Genomic DNA, 17,517 nt, shown 5'->3' on the forward strand with positions numbered 1-17,517 from the left:
AAGGGCCCCGTCTAGAGTTGGGGGATCATTCCTCGCGGTACCAGTCGAACAGATTGTCGGTTTCGTTGGCCCAGCCCGAGATCACCGGGCGCAGCGTGTTCGAGGCCGCCTCCACCTTGAGCCGGTGCTGCGCCGGAATGAACACGGTCTCCTGGAACAGGATGTCGTTGGCCTTGATGAAGAGCGCCACGCGCTTGACCGGATCCATTTCGCCGTCCGCGGCATCGATCGCCGCATCGTAGTCCTTGTTGACAAAGCGCGGGTAGTTCGTGCCCTGCCACTTGTTCTCCTTGGTGGCCACGTTGCTCGAATGATAGCGGCGCATGTGCTGGGCCGGATCCGGCTGGCTCATCGGGATCTGGAACATCTCGATGTCGGCGTAGAACTTCGCGTAGGTGTCGGGATTGGCGACGTCCGACGAGAAGAACACCGAGGCCACGACCGACTTCAACTCGACGTCGATACCGGCCTTCTGACAGGCCTGCTTGACGATCGCCTGAGTCTTCTGGCGCGGGCCGTTGATCGAGGTCTGGTACAGCAGCTTGAGCTTCTTGCCGTCCTTTTCGCGGATACCGTCCGCGCCCGGCTTCCAGCCGGCGTCGTCCAGAATCTTCGAGGCCTTCTCGATGCTGAACTCCCACGAGGTGTTCTTGGAGACGAACTTTTCCGGACCGTTGAGGAAATTCGCAGTGGTGCGGCCGGCGCGGCCGTAGATCGCCTTCTTGATGGAGTCGCGATCCACCAGCAGCGACAGCGCCTTGCGCACCGCAGGATCGGAGAACAGCGGATGCTTGGTCTTCATCGAGGAGCGCTCGCCGTCGACCTCGGTGTTGGGGTCGGTGAAGTTGAGCGCGATGAATTCGGTATCGCCGCCGACGGCGTAAATGGTCTTGCCCTTGCCGCCCTTCTCCAGGCGCAGGAGGACGTCGTCCTCGACCTGGATGTTCCAGCCAAAGTCATATTCGCCGGTCTGGATCACCGCGCGCGCGGCCGAGACGGCGTCGCCGCCGCCCTTCATCTCGAGCGTGTCGAAATAGGGTCGGTTCGGCATGTGATAGTCTTTGTTGATCTCGCCGCGGATGAGATCGCCGGGCTTGAATTCGAGGAATTTGTAGGGGCCGGTGCCGACGGGCGCTAGGTTGGTCGGCGCCTCGCGCGACTTGGAGCCCTTGTAGTCGGCAAACAGGTGCTTGGGCAGAACCTGTCCGGTTGCGCCGACGAAGGCATCCGCCCAGAACGGCGTCGGCTTCTTGAAGGTGAGGCGGACCGTCAGATCGTCCACCTTCTCGACCGTGATGTCGCGATAGGTCGCCACGGTGACGGCGGCCGTCGCGGGATCGATGATGTACTCCGAGGTGAAGACGACGTCGTCAGCCGAGAACGGCTTGCCGTCGTGCCATTTCACGCCGGGTTTCAGCTTCCACGTCACCGACTTGCCGTCGGCGGCGAGCAGGCCGTTCTCGGTCGAGGGAATCTCGGACGCCAGGACCAGCTTCATGTTGCCGTCCGGGTCCCAGCAGGCGAGCGGTTCGTAGAACAGGCGCGAACCGTCCTGGTCCTTGGTGCCGGTGGCGAAATGCGGATTGAGCAAGGTCGGGCCCTGCCACCACAGCAGCTTCAGCGCACCGCCACCACCGCGCTTGGTCGGCTTGTAGGTCGAGGCGCCCTCGGCCATGGCGACGCCGCCAAGCGCGAGGATCTGGTTGGCCAGGGGAACGGTGAGACCGACCGCAGCCATGCGCTTGATGAAGCCGCGGCGATCCATCCGCCCGTCCTTCACCTGGCCGATCAGCGAACGCAGTTCTTTATCCAGCATGGTTGTCCCCCGTCTGGTTCCCGTATGGATGCAGGCGGCCGCGCGAGGCGACCGCCGGGTTTGGCTGGCGGTAGATGGCACACCGAATGGGGCAGTCGTCAACTGCGACCGTGTGTATGCAAACGGTCTTCTGGCTGTCAGTTGGGCAAAACCGTGTTCCGCAGCCCAACGGTTCGGCAATCCGGCGTCAAAACACGCCGGAAACCACGCTGCACTGCGGAAAATTTGTTCGCCGGATCAGACGAAGTATCGAGGCGTAATTCTACACCACGGACATATCGAGCGGGGGCGCGACGTGGTCCGGCAGCGGACAGACATAAGGTGTCTTGGCCGTTCGCTTCGCAAGGTCGGCCTTCGCGGCCTTGATCAGCTGCGGATCGGTCAGCGTCTTGATGCCGAGACCGGCCATCGCCTTGGCCGCCTGCACCATGGCCTTGTGCGCATGCGGGCTCTTGCCCTGCGCCACCACCTGCCAGGTGTGGAACGGCGTGCCGATTGCAACCGTGGGCGCGTGAACCTGCACGGTCGGCACCACCCAGCTCACGTCGCCCACGTCGGTCGAGCCGACCAGCGGGTTGCGCTTGGCATCGAGCGGCACCAGGAAGTCGGCCAGCGGCCGATCGGTCTGCTCCATGCCGATCGCGTAATAGACCGACGAGATGTCCTTGTCGCTCAGCGTGGCGCGGATCTCGGTGGCAAAGCTCTTGTCCGCATCGTCGAAATGCGGCGGTCCGAGCTCTTCCATGACCCGGTGCAGCGCCTGCTCCAGCGGCGTGTTCGGCAGGATGTTGGAGACCGCAGAGATGATCTTCATCTCCACCTTGGTCTCCGTCATCAGCGCCGCGCCCTCGGCGATCTTGCTCACGCGTCCGACCAGTTCGTTCATACCGGGCAGATCGCGGGCGCGGATCGAGTAGCGCACCCGCGCATGCGCCTGCACCACGTTCGGGGCGATGCCGCCGGTATCGAGCAAGGCGTAATGCACGCGCGCATCGCTCGGCATGTGCTCACGCATGTAGTTCACGCCGACATTCATCAGCTCGACCGCATCGAGCGCGGAGCGGCCGAGATGCGGCGAGGCCGCGGCATGCGAGGTACGGCCGGTGAAGATGAAATCCGCGCGCGTATTGGCGAGCGACGGCGTCACCGCGACTTCCCAGAAGCTGTGCGGATGCCAGGTGATGGCGATGTCGGCGTCCTCGAACGCGCCGGAGCGCACCATGAAGGCCTTTGCCGCGCCGCCTTCTTCCGCCGGGCAGCCGTAATAGCGCACGCGGCCGGGTACCTTGTTCTCGGCGAGCCAGTCCTTCACCGCGGTCGCGGCAAGGAGCGCGGCGGAACCGAGCAGGTTGTGACCGCAGCCATGACCGTGCCCACCGGTCTCGACCGGACGATGCTCGGCCACGCCTGCCTCCTGGCTGAGGCCGGGCAGCGCGTCGTATTCACCCATGAAGGCGATGATCGGCCCGCCCTCGCCCCACTCGCCCATCACCGCGGTCGGAATGCCCGCGACATTCTCGGTGATACGGAAACCCTGATGACGCAGCTCGGCGAGATGCTCGGCAGCGGACCGCGCCTCGGTGTAGCACACCTCCGGCATACCCCAGACCTTGTCGCTGAGGTCGATGAAACGTGCCTTGATCGTGTCAATGCCACGCCAGATGTCGCTGCGGTTGTCCATGCTTCGGTCCGTGATCTCTCTTGGTCAAACGAAGCGCCAAGGGTTAGCAGCTTCATTGTACGGCGCCTAGCGCCCCGCCGGACACCAGCCATGCGGCGGGTGCCGGATCGAGCAGCCTCCTACAGACCTTGCTCGATCCGTTTCTGTCAGAGATTTCACGCGGCGTTCTCCGGAATTGTTGCGGAACGAGGCTTTCAAGACGGCCGCCTCCGGCCTAAATTACGCGTGCTTCGCGCGTCGTTCCGCCGGCCACGGTGAAGCGATGCTCTCAGCCAGGAGAACTCCATGCCCGCCCTGACCGAATGGAGAGTGCCGCCGGCCAATCAGCCGCGTGCGAGCGATTACGGTTTCGACCTCGACCGCGCACTCGCCTCCGTCGTCGGCCTGCACGCCATCATCCCGCCGGACGCCTTCAGCGCCGAGACGCTGGGCACCGAGCGCGCCGGCAACGGCGTCGTGATCGACGACGGGCTGGTGCTCACCATCGGCTATCTCATCACCGAGGCGGAGTCCGTGTGGCTGCACGTTGGCGACGGGCGCGTGGTGGAAGGACATGTGCTGGGCTTCGATGCCGTCACGGGCTTCGGGCTGGTGCAGGCGCTCGGCCGGCTCGACGTCGAGCCGTTGCCGCTCGGCTCGTCCGCCGAAACCCGGCTCGGCGACCGCGTCGTGGTCGGCGGCGCCGGCGGCCGCACGCGATCGGTCGCGAGCCAGATCGTGGCCAAGCAGGAATTCGCCGGCTACTGGGAATATCTGCTGGACGAGGCGGTCTTCACCTATCCCGCGCATCCGAACTGGGGCGGCACGGCGCTGCTCAACGAGCGCGGCGAGTTGATCGGCATCGGCTCGCTTCAGCTCGAGCGCGAACGCGACGGCAAGGCCGAACACGTCAACATGATCGTGCCGATCGACCTGTTGAAACCGATCCTCGAGGACTTGCGCAAGTTCGGCCGCGTCAACAAGCCGGCACGGCCCTGGCTTGGGCTCTACTCGACCGAGATCGACAACCGCGTGGTGGTGATCGGGATCTCCGCCAACGGCCCGGCCGCGCGCGCGGAGCTGAAGACCGGCGACGTCATCCTCGCCGTGGACGGCGACAAGGTCACGAGCCAGACTACCTTCTACAAGAAGATGTGGGCGCTCGGCGCTGCCGGCGTCGACGTGCCGCTGACCGTGCATCATGAAGGCGTCACCTTCGACGTCACGGTGACGTCGACCGACCGATTCAAGCTGTTGAAGGCGCCGAAGCTGCATTGACGGGCTCGAACTGACATCAGGCAAGGAAAGCGGCAATGACCGAGGCCGTCGTTGACGACATCGTGGCCGTGCTGCCGCCGCTGCTGAACGCACTGGAAGCGCTCGGCTTCTTCACCCGGCAGCTGCATCCGCCGGCCTTCGCCTCGGTGATGAGCGCCATCGGTGCGCCGGACGAGGCATTGCAAGCGGCGCGAGGCGCGATCGGTGAGTGGCCGGAGCAGTTCGCCGGCTTGCGCGACCGGCTCGATCGCGCCTGCGACGAGACGCTCGCCGCCTTCGCCGGCATTCGCGATGTCGAGCGCGGCAATGGCGATCTCGTCGCCGTGTTCCGCGCACTTCGGCACGTGCCGCGCGCTCAGGAGGCATTGTATCCCCTGTCGGCGCAGTTTCCGCCCGTGAGCAGCTTCTTCCTCAACACCGCCAATCGCGAGAATGACGATCTGCTGACGCGGCTCACAGCGGGCGCAAGCGAGCACACCGGAATCTTCCACGATCACAACGAACCCGGCAGCCGCGGCGGCTTCTCGGTCTATGTGCCCGAATATTACTCGCCCGATCGCGCCATGCCGCTGGTGATGGCGCTGCATGGCGGCAGCGGCAACGGACGCGGTTTCCTGTGGAGCTGGCTGCGCGATGCGCGCAGCCTCGGCGCGATCCTGGTGGCGCCGACGGCGACCGGCCCGACCTGGGCGCTGATGGGCGACGATGCCGACACGCCCAATCTCATGCGCATCCTCGAAACCGTGCGCAGCCGCTGGAGCATCGACGCCTCGCGGATGCTGCTGACCGGCATGAGCGACGGCGGCACCTTCTGTTACGTGAGCGGTCTCGACGGCGCCTCGCCCTTCACGCATCTTGCGCCTGTTTCGGCGACCTTCCATCCACTGATGGCGGAGATGGCGGATGCGGCGCGCCTGCAGGGCCTGCCGATCTTCATCACCCACGGCAAGCTCGACTGGATGTTTCCAGTGCAGACCGCGCGGCAGACGCAGGCGGCGCTCTCCGCCGCCGGCGCGGACGTCACCTATCGCGAGATCGACGACCTCAGCCACACCTATGCGCGCGAGATCAATGCGGAGCTGGTGGCGTGGCTGAATATGAAATGAACAACCTGTCCTTAGATGCGCCGCATGGCCGCGGAACCATCGCGCCGTGCCGACGTTATCGGCGCGTCACCGGAGGTTCGCTATGAAGACGTTTTTTGGAATGATTTTGGGCGCCCTGCTTCTTGCCGGCGGCGTCTATGTCCATGACTCCATGCAGACCTCATCCGTCGCCAATGGCGAGGTCGCAACGAGCAATCGCACCATCGTGAACTGGGATGTCGCCAAGGCCGATTGGGACGCGCTGCGCGATCGCGCGCACAGGGACTGGGTTCGGATCTCGTCGAAGTAACGACGCCGTATCATGAACAAGGCGCCGTCGCGGACTCCGCGGCGGCGCCTTTGTGTTAGGTGCTAGGATATCGCGCGTCAGTTCATCTTGGCCTTGCGGGCGTCGGCGATGACCTGCTCGAACTCGGCCATGCTGAGCACGCCGGGGACGCGGTACTTGCCGACGATGAAGGACGGGGTGCCGCTGAAGCCGAAGGCTTCGGCCTGGTCGTTGTTGCGCTTGAGGAGGGCGTCGATGTCCGAGCCGTGGTTGCCGAGATCGCGCTTCAGGCGATCCATGTCGACGCCGGCGGCTGCCAGCAGCTCGTTGATGCGCGGCTCGGTCAGACGCGAGCTGACGCCCATCATGGCGTCATGGGCCTGATGGTATTTGTCCTGGAATTTGGCCGCGAGCGCGATCCGCGCCGCGGTAACCGAGACCGGCCCGAGGATCGGCCAGTCCTTCATCACCAGCCTCACCTTGCCGTCGTCCTGGACGACCTGGCGCAACTCCGGCTCGAGCTTGCGGCAATAGGGGCAGTTGTAGTCGGACCATTCGACGATGGTGATGTTGCCGTCGGGATTGCCGGCGACGGGCGTGTCGGGATCGCGCAGCACCTTGGTTTCGGTCAGCACCTCGTCATCGTCGGCGGCTGCCAGCGCCGAGGTGATGCCGCCCGCCGCGAGGGCGCCCGCCCCGATCAGCGTCAGCGCCGCACGCCGCGTCGGCACAAGGCCCTTATTCCTGAATCCAGCCATATCTCGTCCCGTTTCGGTCCCATCTCCGTCGATACGGTTCGAGACCGGGAATTGTTACAGCTCATATAGAGCGTCGCGGCGGCGATGTCATCGCACCAGCAGCGTGACCGCCAGCGGGACCAGGAACGAGGTCACCAAAGCGTTCAGGCTCATGGCAATGCCGGAGAAGACGCCGGCAATCTCGTCGACCTGGAACGCGCGGGCGGTGCCGATGCCGTGCGCGGCAAGGCCGGCGGCGAACCCGCGCGCCCTGTAATCGGTGACGCCGGTGCGGTTCATCAGCGGCGTCACGATGATCGCCCCCATGATGCCGGTGAGGATCACCGCCACCGCCGCCAGCGAAGGATCGGCGTGGAGGGATTCGGCGATGCCCATGGCAACGCCGGCCGTGACCGATTTCGGCGCCAGCGACAGCACCACGTCGCGCGGCAGGCCGGCGAGCTCGGCCAGCAGCACCACCGATACCACGGCCGTGACCGATCCCGCAACCAGCGCCACCAGCATCGGCACGATCGAGGCGATCACGCGTCCGCGGTTCTCGTAGAGCGGCACGGCGAGCGCGACGGTGGCGGGCCCGAGCAGGAAGTGCACGAATTGCGCGCCGGCGAAATAAGTCGTGTAGGAGGTCCCGGTCAGGAGCAGGAACGCGCCGATGATCCACATCGCGTGCAGCACGGGATTGGCCAGCGGATGGCGCCGCGTCGCCAGCGACACCGCGTCCGTGGCCGCATAGACCAGCAGCGTCACTGTCAGCCACAGCAGCGGCGACTGCGAGAGATAGACCCACAGCGAGAACGGATTGTTCATCGCACGTCCTGTTGCCGCAAGAGGCGGCTGACGAGGCGAAAGGTCAGCACGGTCGCGAGCAGTGTGACGACCACGGACAGCGCGAGCACGAGGACGATGGCGGTACCGTGGGACGCGAGCAGATCGAGCTTCTGCACGACGCCGACGCCGGCCGGCACGAACAGCAGCGACAGATGCGCCAGCAGGCCCTTGCTCGCCGTCTCGACGCCATCGTTACGCAGCGGCCCGCGCGCGAAAAGTGCAAAGCGATCGCGGGCGAGCAGCAGAACGAGAAGCAGCAAGAGGCCGAGCACGGGTCCCGGCAACGGCAGACCGAAACCGCGCACGACGGTTTCACCGATCAATTGGCAGAGCAGGATGAGGCCGAGACTCGCAAGCATGACCGCCGCATCAAGGGATGCGCCGGCAGCCTTGTCAATCGCCGCGCGATGCGGGGGACATGCGCGACACCTGCGGAGCCTCGCGCGGCAGCATCGCCATCAACGTCCCGGTCATCGTGGCGATCAGCGTGGTCTTGCCTCCATGTTCGGCGAAAGCCCTGGCCTCGCAGAAGGTGAGCGTGCGGCCGGGCTTGACCACCTCGGCCTTGAAGACGAAGCGCTCGCCACGGGCCGGTGCGAGCAGCGTGGTCTTGAACTCCACGGTGAGAATATCGGCCTCGGCCGGCATCAGGGTGAAGGCGGCCACGCCGCAGGCGTTGTCGAGTCCGGCCGTGATGATGCCGGCATGGACAAAACCGTTCTGCTGCGTGAAGGCCGGCGAATGCAGCATGGCCAGTTCGACCTCACCCGGCGCGAGGCGCACGATCACGATGCCGAGCGTGTGCATCGCCGGCTGGCCGTCGAACATGGAGACGGCCGCCGCCCGATAGCCCGGGTTTTTCGGCTCGAACGCAGCCATGGCTCAGGCCTCGGCCGGTTCGGCGAGATGCTTTGAGGCGGCCTCGCGGATGGCATCCGTGAAGGGCGCCGATTTGCGCTGGCTGCGGTCCATGTGCACGGCCGTGATCTCGCACGAGGCGGCGAGCTCGCCACTCTCCGCGTTCGTCATGTCGTGCCGGAAGCGGATCGACTTGTCGCGGATCTCGAGCAAATGACTGCGGACCTCGACGACGTCGCCGGCAAGCAGCTCGCGCCTGTAGGTGATGTTCTGCTGCACCGCGGCCATGCCCCGGCCCGAGGTCCGCAGATAGCTGGGCGTCAGCCCGAGGCGGGCGAACAGGTTCCAGTTGGCCTCGTCGAATTTGCCGACATACCACATGATGTTCATGTGGCCGACATGATCGCACTGCCACGGATAGACCGTGCCGCGATAGGTCGCCTCCTGCTCCATCGCAATCCCCCCTGCCCTTTTCCGTTCTTAGATTGTTGATACGGTAGCGTATCAGCGTCTCCTCGCGTTAGCAATACGGCACCGTATCAAGAATCGGCGAGGCTTCCTTCATGAGCGACGGCAAGGGCGATGTCTGGGTCGAGGCAGGGTTTACCGAGCTCGCCCGCTCGGGGGTCGAGGGTGTCAGGGTCGAAGTGCTCGCAAAGAACCTCGGCGTCACCAAGGGCGGCTTCTACCGACGCTTCGCCGACCGCGCCGCGCTGCTCGGCGCCATGCTGGAACGCTGGCGGGAGGGGCGCGCGGCGACGATCGCACAGCAGACGAGTCTGGACGGCGAGGCCCCCCGCGAGCGGCTGCGGGCGGTGATCCAGCTTTATTCCGAACGGCTCAATCCGGAGGGCATGGCGATCGAGCTCGCGATCCGGCAATGGGCGCGCTCGGACGAGAGCGCCGCGGCGGCGGTGGCGAGCGTCGATGCGGCGCGGCTGAAGCACGTCACCGAACTCTATCGGGCGACCGGCCTTGAGGCCGAGGAAGCCGAGGCGCAGGCCTTCCTGTTCTACTGCTTCATCTTCGGCCAGAGCCTGTTGTTCGTCGAGCGCGGCCCGCGCAAGCGATCGCAGCTCGTGGCGAAGTCAGCCGAAAAGCTCTTGGACTAGAGCTCTTGGACTAGAAACTCTTGGACCAGCGAAATGGCCGGAGCATTGCTCCGGCCACCGCATCAATTCGAAGCTCAGGCAGCGCCCTTCAGCTTCTTGTTGCATTCGCTGTAGTAGCCGCCGCCCTTCTCGATCCACTTCATGCCGCCGTTGCCGTTGGTGGTCTTGTTGGCGTTGTACTGGTCGACGCAGGTGTGCAGGCGCGCCTTGCCGGCGGTCTCCTTGGCGTATTTCGGATCGACCGCGTTCGGATAGATCGCGGGTCCAGCCGGCAGCGCCGGAGCGGCAGCCGGGGCTGCCTCTTTCTTGGCCTGCTTCGGCTCGGCGGGAGCGGCCGGTGCAGCCGGAGCTGCCGCGGTCGGCGCAGCGGCGGGCGTCGCATCGGCGCCACACTGGGCCTTGCGGAAGTCATTCCACTTCGTGGTGCCGAGCGAGCCGTCCTTCTTGGCGGCTTGATATTTCGCGCTGCACTCCTGCGAGGTCAGCGCCTGCGCCGGCGCGCTCGCCACCAGCGCGGCAAATCCCGACACCGCAATCGCACACAGCAATCTTGATTGAATGGTCATCCTCATATCTCCTCCTTGGTCTTCCCCGGCGAAAGTAAAACGAGGATTGCTATCCTAGCGTGCCGCAAGCGCGCGACAAGCAAGCGATGGCCCCTGCCGCCAAAATATAGTGATCGCGCCGTTCAGATTATTCATGTCGCGTTCAGCAACACGAGCCGACGTTGCCAGCCCTTCGCAATTCTCGCAAGAAGAGTGCAACACCATGATCCTCGCCTCTCGCCTCGCCGCCGTCGCCCTCGCCTCCCTGCTCGCCACCGGCACTGCCTTCGCGCAGACCGCGGCGCCGGCCGCCAAGACCGAACCTGCCGCCACCGCCGACAAGAAGGCCCCGAAGGAGCGTTCGGCCGAGTCGCTCGACTGCTCCAAGCAGGCGGATGCCAAGGGCCTGCACGGCAAGGAGCGCAAGAAATTCCGCTCCGAGTGCATCAAGACCGCGAAGGCCGGCACTGCGGCTCCCGCCGCCGACAAGAAGTAACTCCGTCACGATCCTCCGCGAGCCTCCGGCGAGAGGCGCGCGCATTGCGGCATGACGAGCCTGCAATTGTGCGCCTCTCGCCGATTTGCGATAAGGTGGCGTGAAGCAAATCACCGCCTCCCTGCCGTTCGAATGGCCGAGCCGTGCCGAGATCCTGAGCACGCTGGAGACGCTTGTCATCGGCACCGCCGGAGGCCTCGTGTTTCTCCTCGCCGGCCTTCCCGGCGGTCTGATCTCGGGCTCGATGATCGCGGTCGGTATCGCCGCGATCGCCGGCCGCCAGCTGACGCTGCCGCCGATCCTGACCCAGACCGTGCTGGTGCTGCTCGGCATTTCGCTGGGCTCGGTCGTCTCGCGGCACCTGATCCAGCAGGTCAGCGCCTACCCCCTGACGATCGGACTCTTGGCGCTCGCGACCTTCTGCTCGACGTTCGGCTCGAGCTATTACCTGCAGCGCGTCCACGGCTGGGACCGCACCTCGGCCTTCCTCGCCGGCAGCCCCGGCGCGCTCTCGCAGATCACCATTCTTGCGGTCGAGCGCGGCGCCGACCTGCCGGGCATCGCGGTGGTGCAGACCATGCGCGTCATCATCCTCACCGCGGCCTTGCCGATGGTGCTGGCGTTCGCGGGCATGGCGCCCTCCGCGGCACCATCGCTGACGACGGCGATCGCCTCGCCGCTCGACCTCGTGGAGCTGGCCGCGGCCTCGCTGGCCGTGGCGCTCTTCCTGCGGCTGATCAAGTTTCCGGCGAGCTGGATGTTCGGCGCGATGATCGCCTCCAGCGTGCTGCATGGCGCAGGCTGGGTCGAGGGCGGCCTGCCGGACTGGGTTCGCGGCGTGGCACTGGTCGGCATCGGTGCGCTGATCGGCAGCCGTTTCGCGCGGATGCGGATCAAGACCCTCGCCGGCCACATCAACGCGGCGCTCGGCTCATTCACCGTCGCGATCGCCGTTTCCGCCATCTTCGTCGGCATCGTCGTGCTCACCACGCAGGTGAAATTCTCCGATGTCGTCGTCGCCTTCGCGCCCGGCGCGATGGACGCGATGCTGGCGCTGGCGCTGACGCTGCACATCGACCCGATCTTCGTCGGCGCCCATCACCTCTCGCGCTTCGTGTTCGTGACTATCGCGACGCCCGGCATCGTGCACCTGTTCGGCCGCACGCAGGACGATGTGGACGATTGACGGGGCGCAGCTGCCGTAGGGTGGGCAAAGGCGCACAGCGCCTGTAGCCCGCATGAGCGGCTTGTCCGCCGTAGCTCGAAGAGCGAAGGCGGAAGCGACATGCGGGACCGGACACCCGGCAGGACCGAAGCCGATCCGCGCCCTGCGCTCCCGGGCCTCCTCGTCTGGCCGGCTCGGGAGCCCTTCTGCAAAAAAATGAAAAACAACCCCATGCACAGTAGAACCATGGCTGCCGGCCGGCGCAGGGGCCGCTCGGTCAAGCCATTGTTGCGTCGAGCAAATCAGAACCAAACCGGCAAGGATCGCGGCGCCTGCGGCGCGGGCTCGTTTTCGCGACCGGGCACGCCGTTAGCCGGGCGCGATTCACGGTCGGCAAGAATTTCGTCTTTTACGAAAATCGTTTGACGCGTCGGGCAAAACAGTGGCAGTATGGCATGCTCGCCTTTTCGGAAATCGCTGTCGGTTGGTCGCGACGCGCGAGCGGTGACCGTGAAAGATTCGGAGCGGCGGCTAACCATCAAATTGGGTGCACGCGACCAGCCGGATGATGATCGCGATTACGGAGAGCGGTGACCGGGACAAGATGGGTTTCGCAAGGGCTCAACCCATCCTTGTATTAGAGCGATCGCGCAGATTGAGGCGTTACGGGCTAACGATTTCTCAAGTCGGCACCACATTTGGAGCATGTCGGCGCAGGCCAAAATGTACTCGTGTATCCTCTTTCAAAGATGGATGTCCCGCATACAGGACATTTAAAGATGCTTCTCAACCACATGTTTACGGGAAGAAGAAAGATGAAAGCGAGGCCACCAAACACAAGTGAGTATGGTTGACTAGGCCGAAGCGCTGCAAACATAAACCCAAAGGCCGTCAAGAACGCAGCAATTACTGAAAGCAGTGCTCGCGTTCGAAGAGTCATTTAGCATCTAAATCGGATTCTATTGGGCCGGGAATGGTAGTGCTCCCGGAAGGGAGTGCCGATCGTTCGGTTGCCTGCTCTTCCGGCGAAGTCCGCTGAGGCGTCGTTTCTTGGGGCTTGCTGTCGCAAGAGGACCAGCACGTAGGGCTAGTGTAGCTCCAGCCCAACATAAAGTCGAAAGGCGCTCCACGACCTGCGCTCAAATAGCCGCCTGTGACTCGCATCGTCGGTTCTCCGGTTGCGGGGTCCTTCACCGGCTCCGTTATAGAATTAGGCGTGGTTATCGTACCGGCAACCGGCCCCCCACCAACTCGACCCTGAAAAGACCAACCGCCGAAAGTACTGAGAGACTCCGAGCGGCCGCCAGTTATTCCAAGACCTAACCCTATACCTACCCCCAATTCGCCCGTCTTGTAGCCGCCGATCTGCCCGGTTACCGTGTCGTAGCCCGTAGGATGGGTTGAGCTCTTCGCGAAACCCATCGCCACCATAACTCGGATCTCTTCGGCTCTACTCATTCTACGCGCTATTCAGCCGGTTGAGCGGGCGATCAGTCAGCGATGACCGCGATTGCGGAGAGCGAGAAGAGATGGGTTTCGCAAGGGCTCAACCCATCCCACAGGCTACCGGGCATGTACGTTGCAGCTCTTGTAGGGTGGGCAAAGCGAAGCGTGCCCACCAGTGGCTTGTGCGAATGTCGATGAATGGTGGGCACGGCGCGCAAAGAGCGTGCCTTTGCCGCCCTACGGCAGCTACGAACGCTTCGCCGTCCGCGCAAATCCCCACGCGGCGATCGCGGCCATCAGCAGCGAGATCAGCACGTTGTAGCCGGCGAGCGAAAGGCCGAGGAAGCGCCACTGCACCTCGTCGCAGCGCACCACCTTCACGGTATCGAGCCGCGAGAGCAGGTCGGTGGCGCTGCCGAGATTGACGACGGGGCCGGAGCAGTCGGTAGGTCCCTTCCAGAAGCCCCATTCGACGCCGGAATGATAGGTGCCGAGCCCGGCATTGGCGAGCGTCGCCAGCGCGAGGATGGCCAGCCCGGCGAGCAGCAGCGGTCGCGGCGCGCCGCTCCTTGCGGCGAGAGCGATGAGCAGGCCGAGCGGGATCGCGAGGTAATAGGCGTAGCGCTGCTCCAGGCAGAGCGGACAGGGCACGATCCCGAGCACGAGCTGGAAGAACCAGGCGCCCGCGATCGTCGCTGCGGCAATCAGCGTGACGAGCAGCGAGGCGGTCAGCGCGGGGTTCGCGCCCGCCGGCTTGAACGCAGGTATCGCGGCACTCTGGGTCGTCACGGCGGCCTCTTTCGCATGTCTCGCGCTCCAAGCCTCTAGCCCCGGTCCAAGCGGCTGTCGAGAACGGCCGGCATCACTTTGGCGCGGGTTGACCCCGTCTGTTCCATGGCTATAGTCCGCCGGCTTCGCGACGCCCTCCTTCGGAGGGGCCGACCGAGGGCCCCTGTGGCGGAACTGGTAGACGCGCTCGACTCAAAATCGAGTTCCGCAAGGAGTGCTGGTTCGATTCCGGCCAGGGGCACCACGCTTCGCCCTTTCGGGCTTCGCGTGGCACAGCCACGCAAGACCGAAAGGACGAAGCGTGTCCGGCGAAGCCTCTTGGCGAAGACGGACTGTCTCTACCAAACCTTCCCCTCCCTGGCCATCTTCCCATCCCCACTGTATAAACCGGTAGCTTCTTCCGTAACTCGAAGGAGCTCATATGAACGACCTGCACGCGTGGCTTTCAGAGCAGCACCACGGCCTGCGCACCTTCCGGACATTTCAGCAGAAGCTCGATACGCTCGGCCGGGACGACCCCGCCCAGCGCGGCCTGTGCCGCCTGTTGAGCAGCCTCGTCGGCAGCTACGTCGAGGCCTATGACGAGGCCCCGCTGCCGGTCGAGGTGGCCGATGGCGCGTATCGCCGTCTGCTGACGCTGGTCGCGAGCATCGATCCGAATGCCGACGCCGACCGCAGGCTCGCCGACATCAACCGCGTGGCGGAGAGCCGGCTCTGGCAGTGAGGCGACGCTGCCGCGTCAGCTCCCGCGCTATTCCTCGACCGTCCGCTTCAGCGTCGCGAGCGCGCTGCGCCAGTAGAAGGCTGCGTGCTTCCAGCCCGAGTCTTCTCCGATCTCCCAACCCGGTCCGGAGCGCGGAGGCGAGGGCGGCACCTGCTGGTCGACCGTCAGGATCGTCTCCGCGCCGACGGCGCGGAGCGTCATGGTGATCGTCGACCAGAATTGAGGATGATCCGGCAGGCCGGAGACGCGCGACCAATAGGCGTAACGAAGCAACGCGGGCGGCTCGACCGCGACGACGCGACCTTTGTCGCGGTAGCGCTTCGTCCCAATCACGGCCTCGATCTCGAACGGATCGCCGACGCGCCATTCCGTCTCGAAATGGGCGTTGCGCCATCTGTCCCCGGCCTCGGGATCGGTGAGCGCGTCCCATACACGTCCCGGCTCCGCCGCGATCCGGATCGATTCCGTCACCGTCTTGAAGGTCATATCCAGAGGCTTTCGGGCTTGCAGAATCGTTGCGGGGGTCGCCGTGTCGAAACATCCCTGAACCGGCCCACCGCAAGGCGTTCGACTTCGGCGCGCCAGTACCTATATCCTGCCGCAACGCTTATCGATGCAGCGAGCAGCTTTGATGGCCAGAAGACGCGCGACGGAAGCGGACGCCGACGACCTGCCCCGCTATCTCGTCTGGGTCCGGGGCCTCGAAGGCCCCGAGCCGCAGAAATGGATGACGATGGATTTCGGCATCGGCGACTGGAAGCGGCCGCAGGTGCTGGGCTTTCTGGAGCTGCCGGAAGGCGAGCGGCATCTGCCGCTGTCGACGCTGGCGCGGCGTTATCCGCCGCCGCGGGGCGAAATATAGCGGTCTCTCACTTCCCCCCGTGCCGCGGTCGGCGTCAGCCCGAAGCGGCGGCGAAAGCAGCGGTTGAAATAAGACAGATCGTTGAAGCCGCAGGCAAAGGCGATGTCGCTGATGCGGCCCTCGCGATGGGCGAGGAGGTCGGCTGCCTTGCGCAGACGCAATTCGGTCAGGCGCGTGGTGAAGCTGGCGCCGGCTTCGAACAGCAGCTCGTTGACGTAACGCTCGGAGAGCCCGGCGGCGGCAGCGAGTTTCTGCGCGGAGAAATCCGGCTCGTGGAAGCGCGCCTCCAGGATCGGCAGCACGGCCTTGAGCCGGACGGCGCGCAGTCCCCGGCGTCGCGCGGCCATGGCGATATCGCTGCGGGCGCCGAGACCGATCGCGGCGAGATCGAGCAGGTGCGCGGCGATTGGCATGCCGGCTTCGTCCGCGGCGGTGGCGTGACGCAGCAGGAGGTCGCTGTAGTCCATCGCCAGCGACAGCGCGCCGCCGGGTTCGAGCTCGCAGCCGACGAGATCGTCGACACCGGGCACCATCGCCCGCAGCGTCTCGACCGGCAGATGCACGTTGGTGAAGCGCTTGTGGCTCGCGCCGTCGGCGGCGAAGAACGGCTCGTCCAGCTTGAGCAGCACCATCGATCCCGGCCGCATGGTGAATTCGCGCCCGCGATGGATCACCTCCGAAGGGCGATCTCCGGTATTGCGCGCGAGGCAGAAGCGGTCGTCGCCCGTCTCGATCACCTGGCGCTTCTCCCGCCGGACCGTGACGAAGCTGCCGTCGCAGCGTCCAAGCATGGTGGTGCCGATGTGAATCGAGTTCATGGTGGCCCGGAACGGCACGTCGGACGCCGGATCGAGCTCACCGGTGTTGGAGAAATGCTCGAACAGTTCGGCGAAGCGAATGAAACGCTGCCGGTCGGACAGCCCCTGCGGCAGCATGTCGGTCGAGAGCGCCTTTCTGATGACGGACATCGAAAGAACTTCCAAGAAAGACTTTTGGGAAAAGGTCGTGCGCGAAGCCCGGTGAAGCCTGTCAGGCCGAAAACGAACGCGTGATGAAGACCGGCTGAGCACAGGCTATCAGCACGCCAACGTGAATCAAGCTGCGCCGGTCAGTCCAAGCCGCGACGCCGTCGGCGCCGGACAGTCCAAGACCGCCCGCCTGAGCGAGCCCTATTCAGGCGGCGGGTGCAGCATCCCGACACATTCGGGGGTTGCATCCGGGCAAACCGGGCGGCCCCAGCCTGACGCCCGCTGGAGGAGACAACGACATGCGAACCTCTCTACCCCGCAGCCTTGTGCTCGGCGGCGCCATCGCGACCAGCCTCTGCATCGGTTACGCGCTGGGCGCGCAGCCGCACATGGACCAGGCCGTCGCGATCCTGCAATCGGCCCGCGCCGAGCTCGGCAAGGCCGAGCCGAACAAGGGCGGCCATCGCGAGAAGGCGATCGGGCTAATCGACCAGGCGATCGCCGAAGTGCGCGCCGGCATCGCGTTCGCCGCAAGTCACTGAAGCAAGCCACTGAAGCAACTTCATTCGGAAGGACAAGACATGATGCGCACCCTGTTTGCCGCAGCCCTCGTGCTCGGCGCGATCACCGGCTCTGCCAAGGCCATGCCGCTCGCTCCGCTCGGCGCGAGCGCGAATAGCGACGTCATCACGATCGCCGGCGGCTGCGGCCCCGGCTGGCATCGCGGCCCCTACGGCGGATGCCTGAGAAATTACGCCAACCCCGCCGCGCATGCCTGCCCGCGTGGCTACCATGTCGGCCCCGGCGGCGCGTGCCGCGGAAACGGCAAGTAACAGCC

At 65.2% G+C, this 17,517-nt stretch carries 21 protein-coding genes and 1 tRNA gene; 11 read left to right on the forward strand and 11 right to left on the reverse strand.

What is annotated here, in order from left to right; translation table 11 throughout:
• Window positions 1–25 precede the first annotated feature (25 nt).
• Both RAD15_RS28425 and RAD15_RS28430 read right to left on the reverse strand, forming a co-directional pair.
• A complete protein-coding gene (locus tag RAD15_RS28425; protein WP_458181519.1) occupies window positions 26–1,816 on the reverse strand; it encodes a peptide ABC transporter substrate-binding protein in 1,791 nt (596 codons plus the stop codon).
• A 262-nt stretch (window positions 1,817–2,078) separates the two neighbouring features.
• Entirely contained in the window at window positions 2,079–3,497 is a 1,419-nt protein-coding gene (locus tag RAD15_RS28430; RefSeq protein ID WP_458181520.1) for a M20 family metallopeptidase, read from the reverse strand.
• Window positions 3,498–3,782: 285 nt separating this feature from the next.
• Between RAD15_RS28430 and RAD15_RS28435 the strand changes: the two genes are divergently transcribed.
• The 3 genes from RAD15_RS28435 (at window position 3,783) to RAD15_RS28445 (ending at window position 6,149) form a co-directional block, all read left to right on the forward strand.
• A complete protein-coding gene (locus RAD15_RS28435; RefSeq protein WP_458181521.1) occupies window positions 3,783–4,754 on the forward strand; it encodes a S1C family serine protease in 972 nt (323 codons plus the stop codon).
• Between the two features lie 35 nt (window positions 4,755–4,789).
• Window positions 4,790–5,860 carry a carboxylesterase family protein gene (locus RAD15_RS28440; RefSeq protein ID WP_458181522.1) on the forward strand — a complete coding sequence of 357 codons (1,071 nt, stop codon included), beginning with the start codon at window positions 4,790–4,792 and terminating at the stop codon, window positions 5,858–5,860.
• 82 nt (window positions 5,861–5,942) lie between these two features.
• Window positions 5,943–6,149 carry a hypothetical protein gene (locus RAD15_RS28445; RefSeq protein WP_458181523.1) on the forward strand — a complete coding sequence of 69 codons (207 nt, stop codon included), beginning with the start codon at window positions 5,943–5,945 and terminating at the stop codon, window positions 6,147–6,149.
• 77 nt (window positions 6,150–6,226) lie between these two features.
• Here RAD15_RS28445 and RAD15_RS28450 read toward each other — a convergent pair whose 3' ends face one another.
• From RAD15_RS28450 to RAD15_RS28470, 5 genes are all read right to left on the reverse strand, one after another.
• A complete protein-coding gene (locus tag RAD15_RS28450) occupies window positions 6,227–6,886 on the reverse strand; it encodes a DsbA family protein (RefSeq protein ID WP_458181524.1) in 660 nt (219 codons plus the stop codon).
• 87 nt (window positions 6,887–6,973) lie between these two features.
• Window positions 6,974–7,693 carry an LrgB family protein gene (locus tag RAD15_RS28455; RefSeq protein WP_458181525.1) on the reverse strand — a complete coding sequence of 240 codons (720 nt, stop codon included), beginning with the start codon at window positions 7,691–7,693 and terminating at the stop codon, window positions 6,974–6,976.
• Window positions 7,690–8,073, reverse strand: coding sequence for a CidA/LrgA family protein (locus RAD15_RS28460; protein WP_458181526.1), 384 nt, complete (start codon window positions 8,071–8,073; stop codon window positions 7,690–7,692). The genes RAD15_RS28455 and RAD15_RS28460 overlap by 4 nt, the downstream gene beginning before the upstream one ends.
• A gap of 34 nt (window positions 8,074–8,107) precedes the next feature.
• Window positions 8,108–8,593, reverse strand: coding sequence for a PaaI family thioesterase (locus tag RAD15_RS28465; RefSeq protein WP_458181527.1), 486 nt, complete (start codon window positions 8,591–8,593; stop codon window positions 8,108–8,110).
• Window positions 8,594–8,596: 3 nt separating this feature from the next.
• On the reverse strand, window positions 8,597–9,025 hold the full coding sequence (locus tag RAD15_RS28470) for an acyl-CoA thioesterase (RefSeq protein ID WP_458181528.1): 429 nt from the start codon (window positions 9,023–9,025) through the stop codon (window positions 8,597–8,599).
• Between the two features lie 110 nt (window positions 9,026–9,135).
• Between RAD15_RS28470 and RAD15_RS28475 the strand changes: the two genes are divergently transcribed.
• A complete protein-coding gene (locus RAD15_RS28475) occupies window positions 9,136–9,684 on the forward strand; it encodes a TetR/AcrR family transcriptional regulator (RefSeq protein ID WP_458181529.1) in 549 nt (182 codons plus the stop codon).
• 74 nt (window positions 9,685–9,758) lie between these two features.
• Here the strand turns inward: RAD15_RS28475 and RAD15_RS28480 are convergent, their stop codons facing one another.
• On the reverse strand, window positions 9,759–10,250 hold the full coding sequence (locus tag RAD15_RS28480; protein ID WP_458181530.1) for a hypothetical protein: 492 nt from the start codon (window positions 10,248–10,250) through the stop codon (window positions 9,759–9,761).
• 202 nt (window positions 10,251–10,452) lie between these two features.
• On the opposite strand from RAD15_RS28480, the gene RAD15_RS28485 reads away from it, so the two are divergent.
• Entirely contained in the window at window positions 10,453–10,725 is a 273-nt protein-coding gene (locus tag RAD15_RS28485) for a PsiF family protein (RefSeq protein ID WP_458181531.1), read from the forward strand.
• Window positions 10,726–10,825: 100 nt separating this feature from the next.
• A complete protein-coding gene (locus tag RAD15_RS28490) occupies window positions 10,826–11,911 on the forward strand; it encodes an AbrB family transcriptional regulator (RefSeq protein ID WP_458181532.1) in 1,086 nt (361 codons plus the stop codon).
• A 1,671-nt stretch (window positions 11,912–13,582) separates the two neighbouring features.
• Here the strand turns inward: RAD15_RS28490 and RAD15_RS28495 are convergent.
• The gene (locus tag RAD15_RS28495; RefSeq protein ID WP_458181533.1) at window positions 13,583–14,125 is read right to left on the reverse strand and encodes a disulfide bond formation protein B; all 543 of its coding nucleotides are present in this window, start codon (window positions 14,123–14,125) and stop codon (window positions 13,583–13,585) included.
• A 159-nt stretch (window positions 14,126–14,284) separates the two neighbouring features.
• Here RAD15_RS28495 and RAD15_RS28500 point away from each other — a divergent pair.
• Together RAD15_RS28500 and RAD15_RS28505 are read left to right on the forward strand one after the other, a co-directional pair.
• Window positions 14,285–14,369 (forward strand) — tRNA-Leu (locus RAD15_RS28500).
• A 177-nt stretch (window positions 14,370–14,546) separates the two neighbouring features.
• Window positions 14,547–14,849: a hypothetical protein gene (locus tag RAD15_RS28505; RefSeq protein WP_458181534.1), complete on the forward strand. Its 303-nt coding sequence runs from the start codon at window positions 14,547–14,549 to the stop codon at window positions 14,847–14,849.
• 27 nt (window positions 14,850–14,876) lie between these two features.
• On the opposite strand, the gene RAD15_RS28510 is transcribed toward RAD15_RS28505, so the two are convergent.
• Entirely contained in the window at window positions 14,877–15,335 is a 459-nt protein-coding gene (locus RAD15_RS28510) for an SRPBCC family protein (RefSeq protein WP_458181535.1), read from the reverse strand.
• A 145-nt stretch (window positions 15,336–15,480) separates the two neighbouring features.
• On the opposite strand from RAD15_RS28510, the gene RAD15_RS28515 reads away from it, so the two are divergent.
• A complete protein-coding gene (locus RAD15_RS28515; protein WP_458181536.1) occupies window positions 15,481–15,711 on the forward strand; it encodes a hypothetical protein in 231 nt (76 codons plus the stop codon).
• Here RAD15_RS28515 and RAD15_RS28520 read toward each other — a convergent pair.
• On the reverse strand, window positions 15,684–16,679 hold the full coding sequence (locus RAD15_RS28520) for an AraC family transcriptional regulator (protein ID WP_458181537.1): 996 nt from the start codon (window positions 16,677–16,679) through the stop codon (window positions 15,684–15,686). The two genes, RAD15_RS28515 and RAD15_RS28520, sit on opposite strands and share 28 nt — an antisense overlap.
• Before the next feature lie 299 nt (window positions 16,680–16,978).
• Between RAD15_RS28520 and RAD15_RS28525 the strand changes: the two genes are divergently transcribed.
• Both RAD15_RS28525 and RAD15_RS28530 read left to right on the forward strand, forming a co-directional pair.
• Window positions 16,979–17,221, forward strand: a complete 243-nt coding sequence (locus RAD15_RS28525) for a hypothetical protein (RefSeq protein WP_458181538.1) — start codon at window positions 16,979–16,981, stop codon at window positions 17,219–17,221.
• A gap of 39 nt (window positions 17,222–17,260) precedes the next feature.
• The gene (locus RAD15_RS28530) at window positions 17,261–17,512 is read left to right on the forward strand and encodes a GCG_CRPN prefix-to-repeats domain-containing protein (RefSeq protein WP_458181539.1); all 252 of its coding nucleotides are present in this window, start codon (window positions 17,261–17,263) and stop codon (window positions 17,510–17,512) included.
• Window positions 17,513–17,517: the final 5 nt, after the last annotated feature.

The sequence above is a fragment of the Bradyrhizobium sp. 14AA genome, assembly GCF_054185205.1.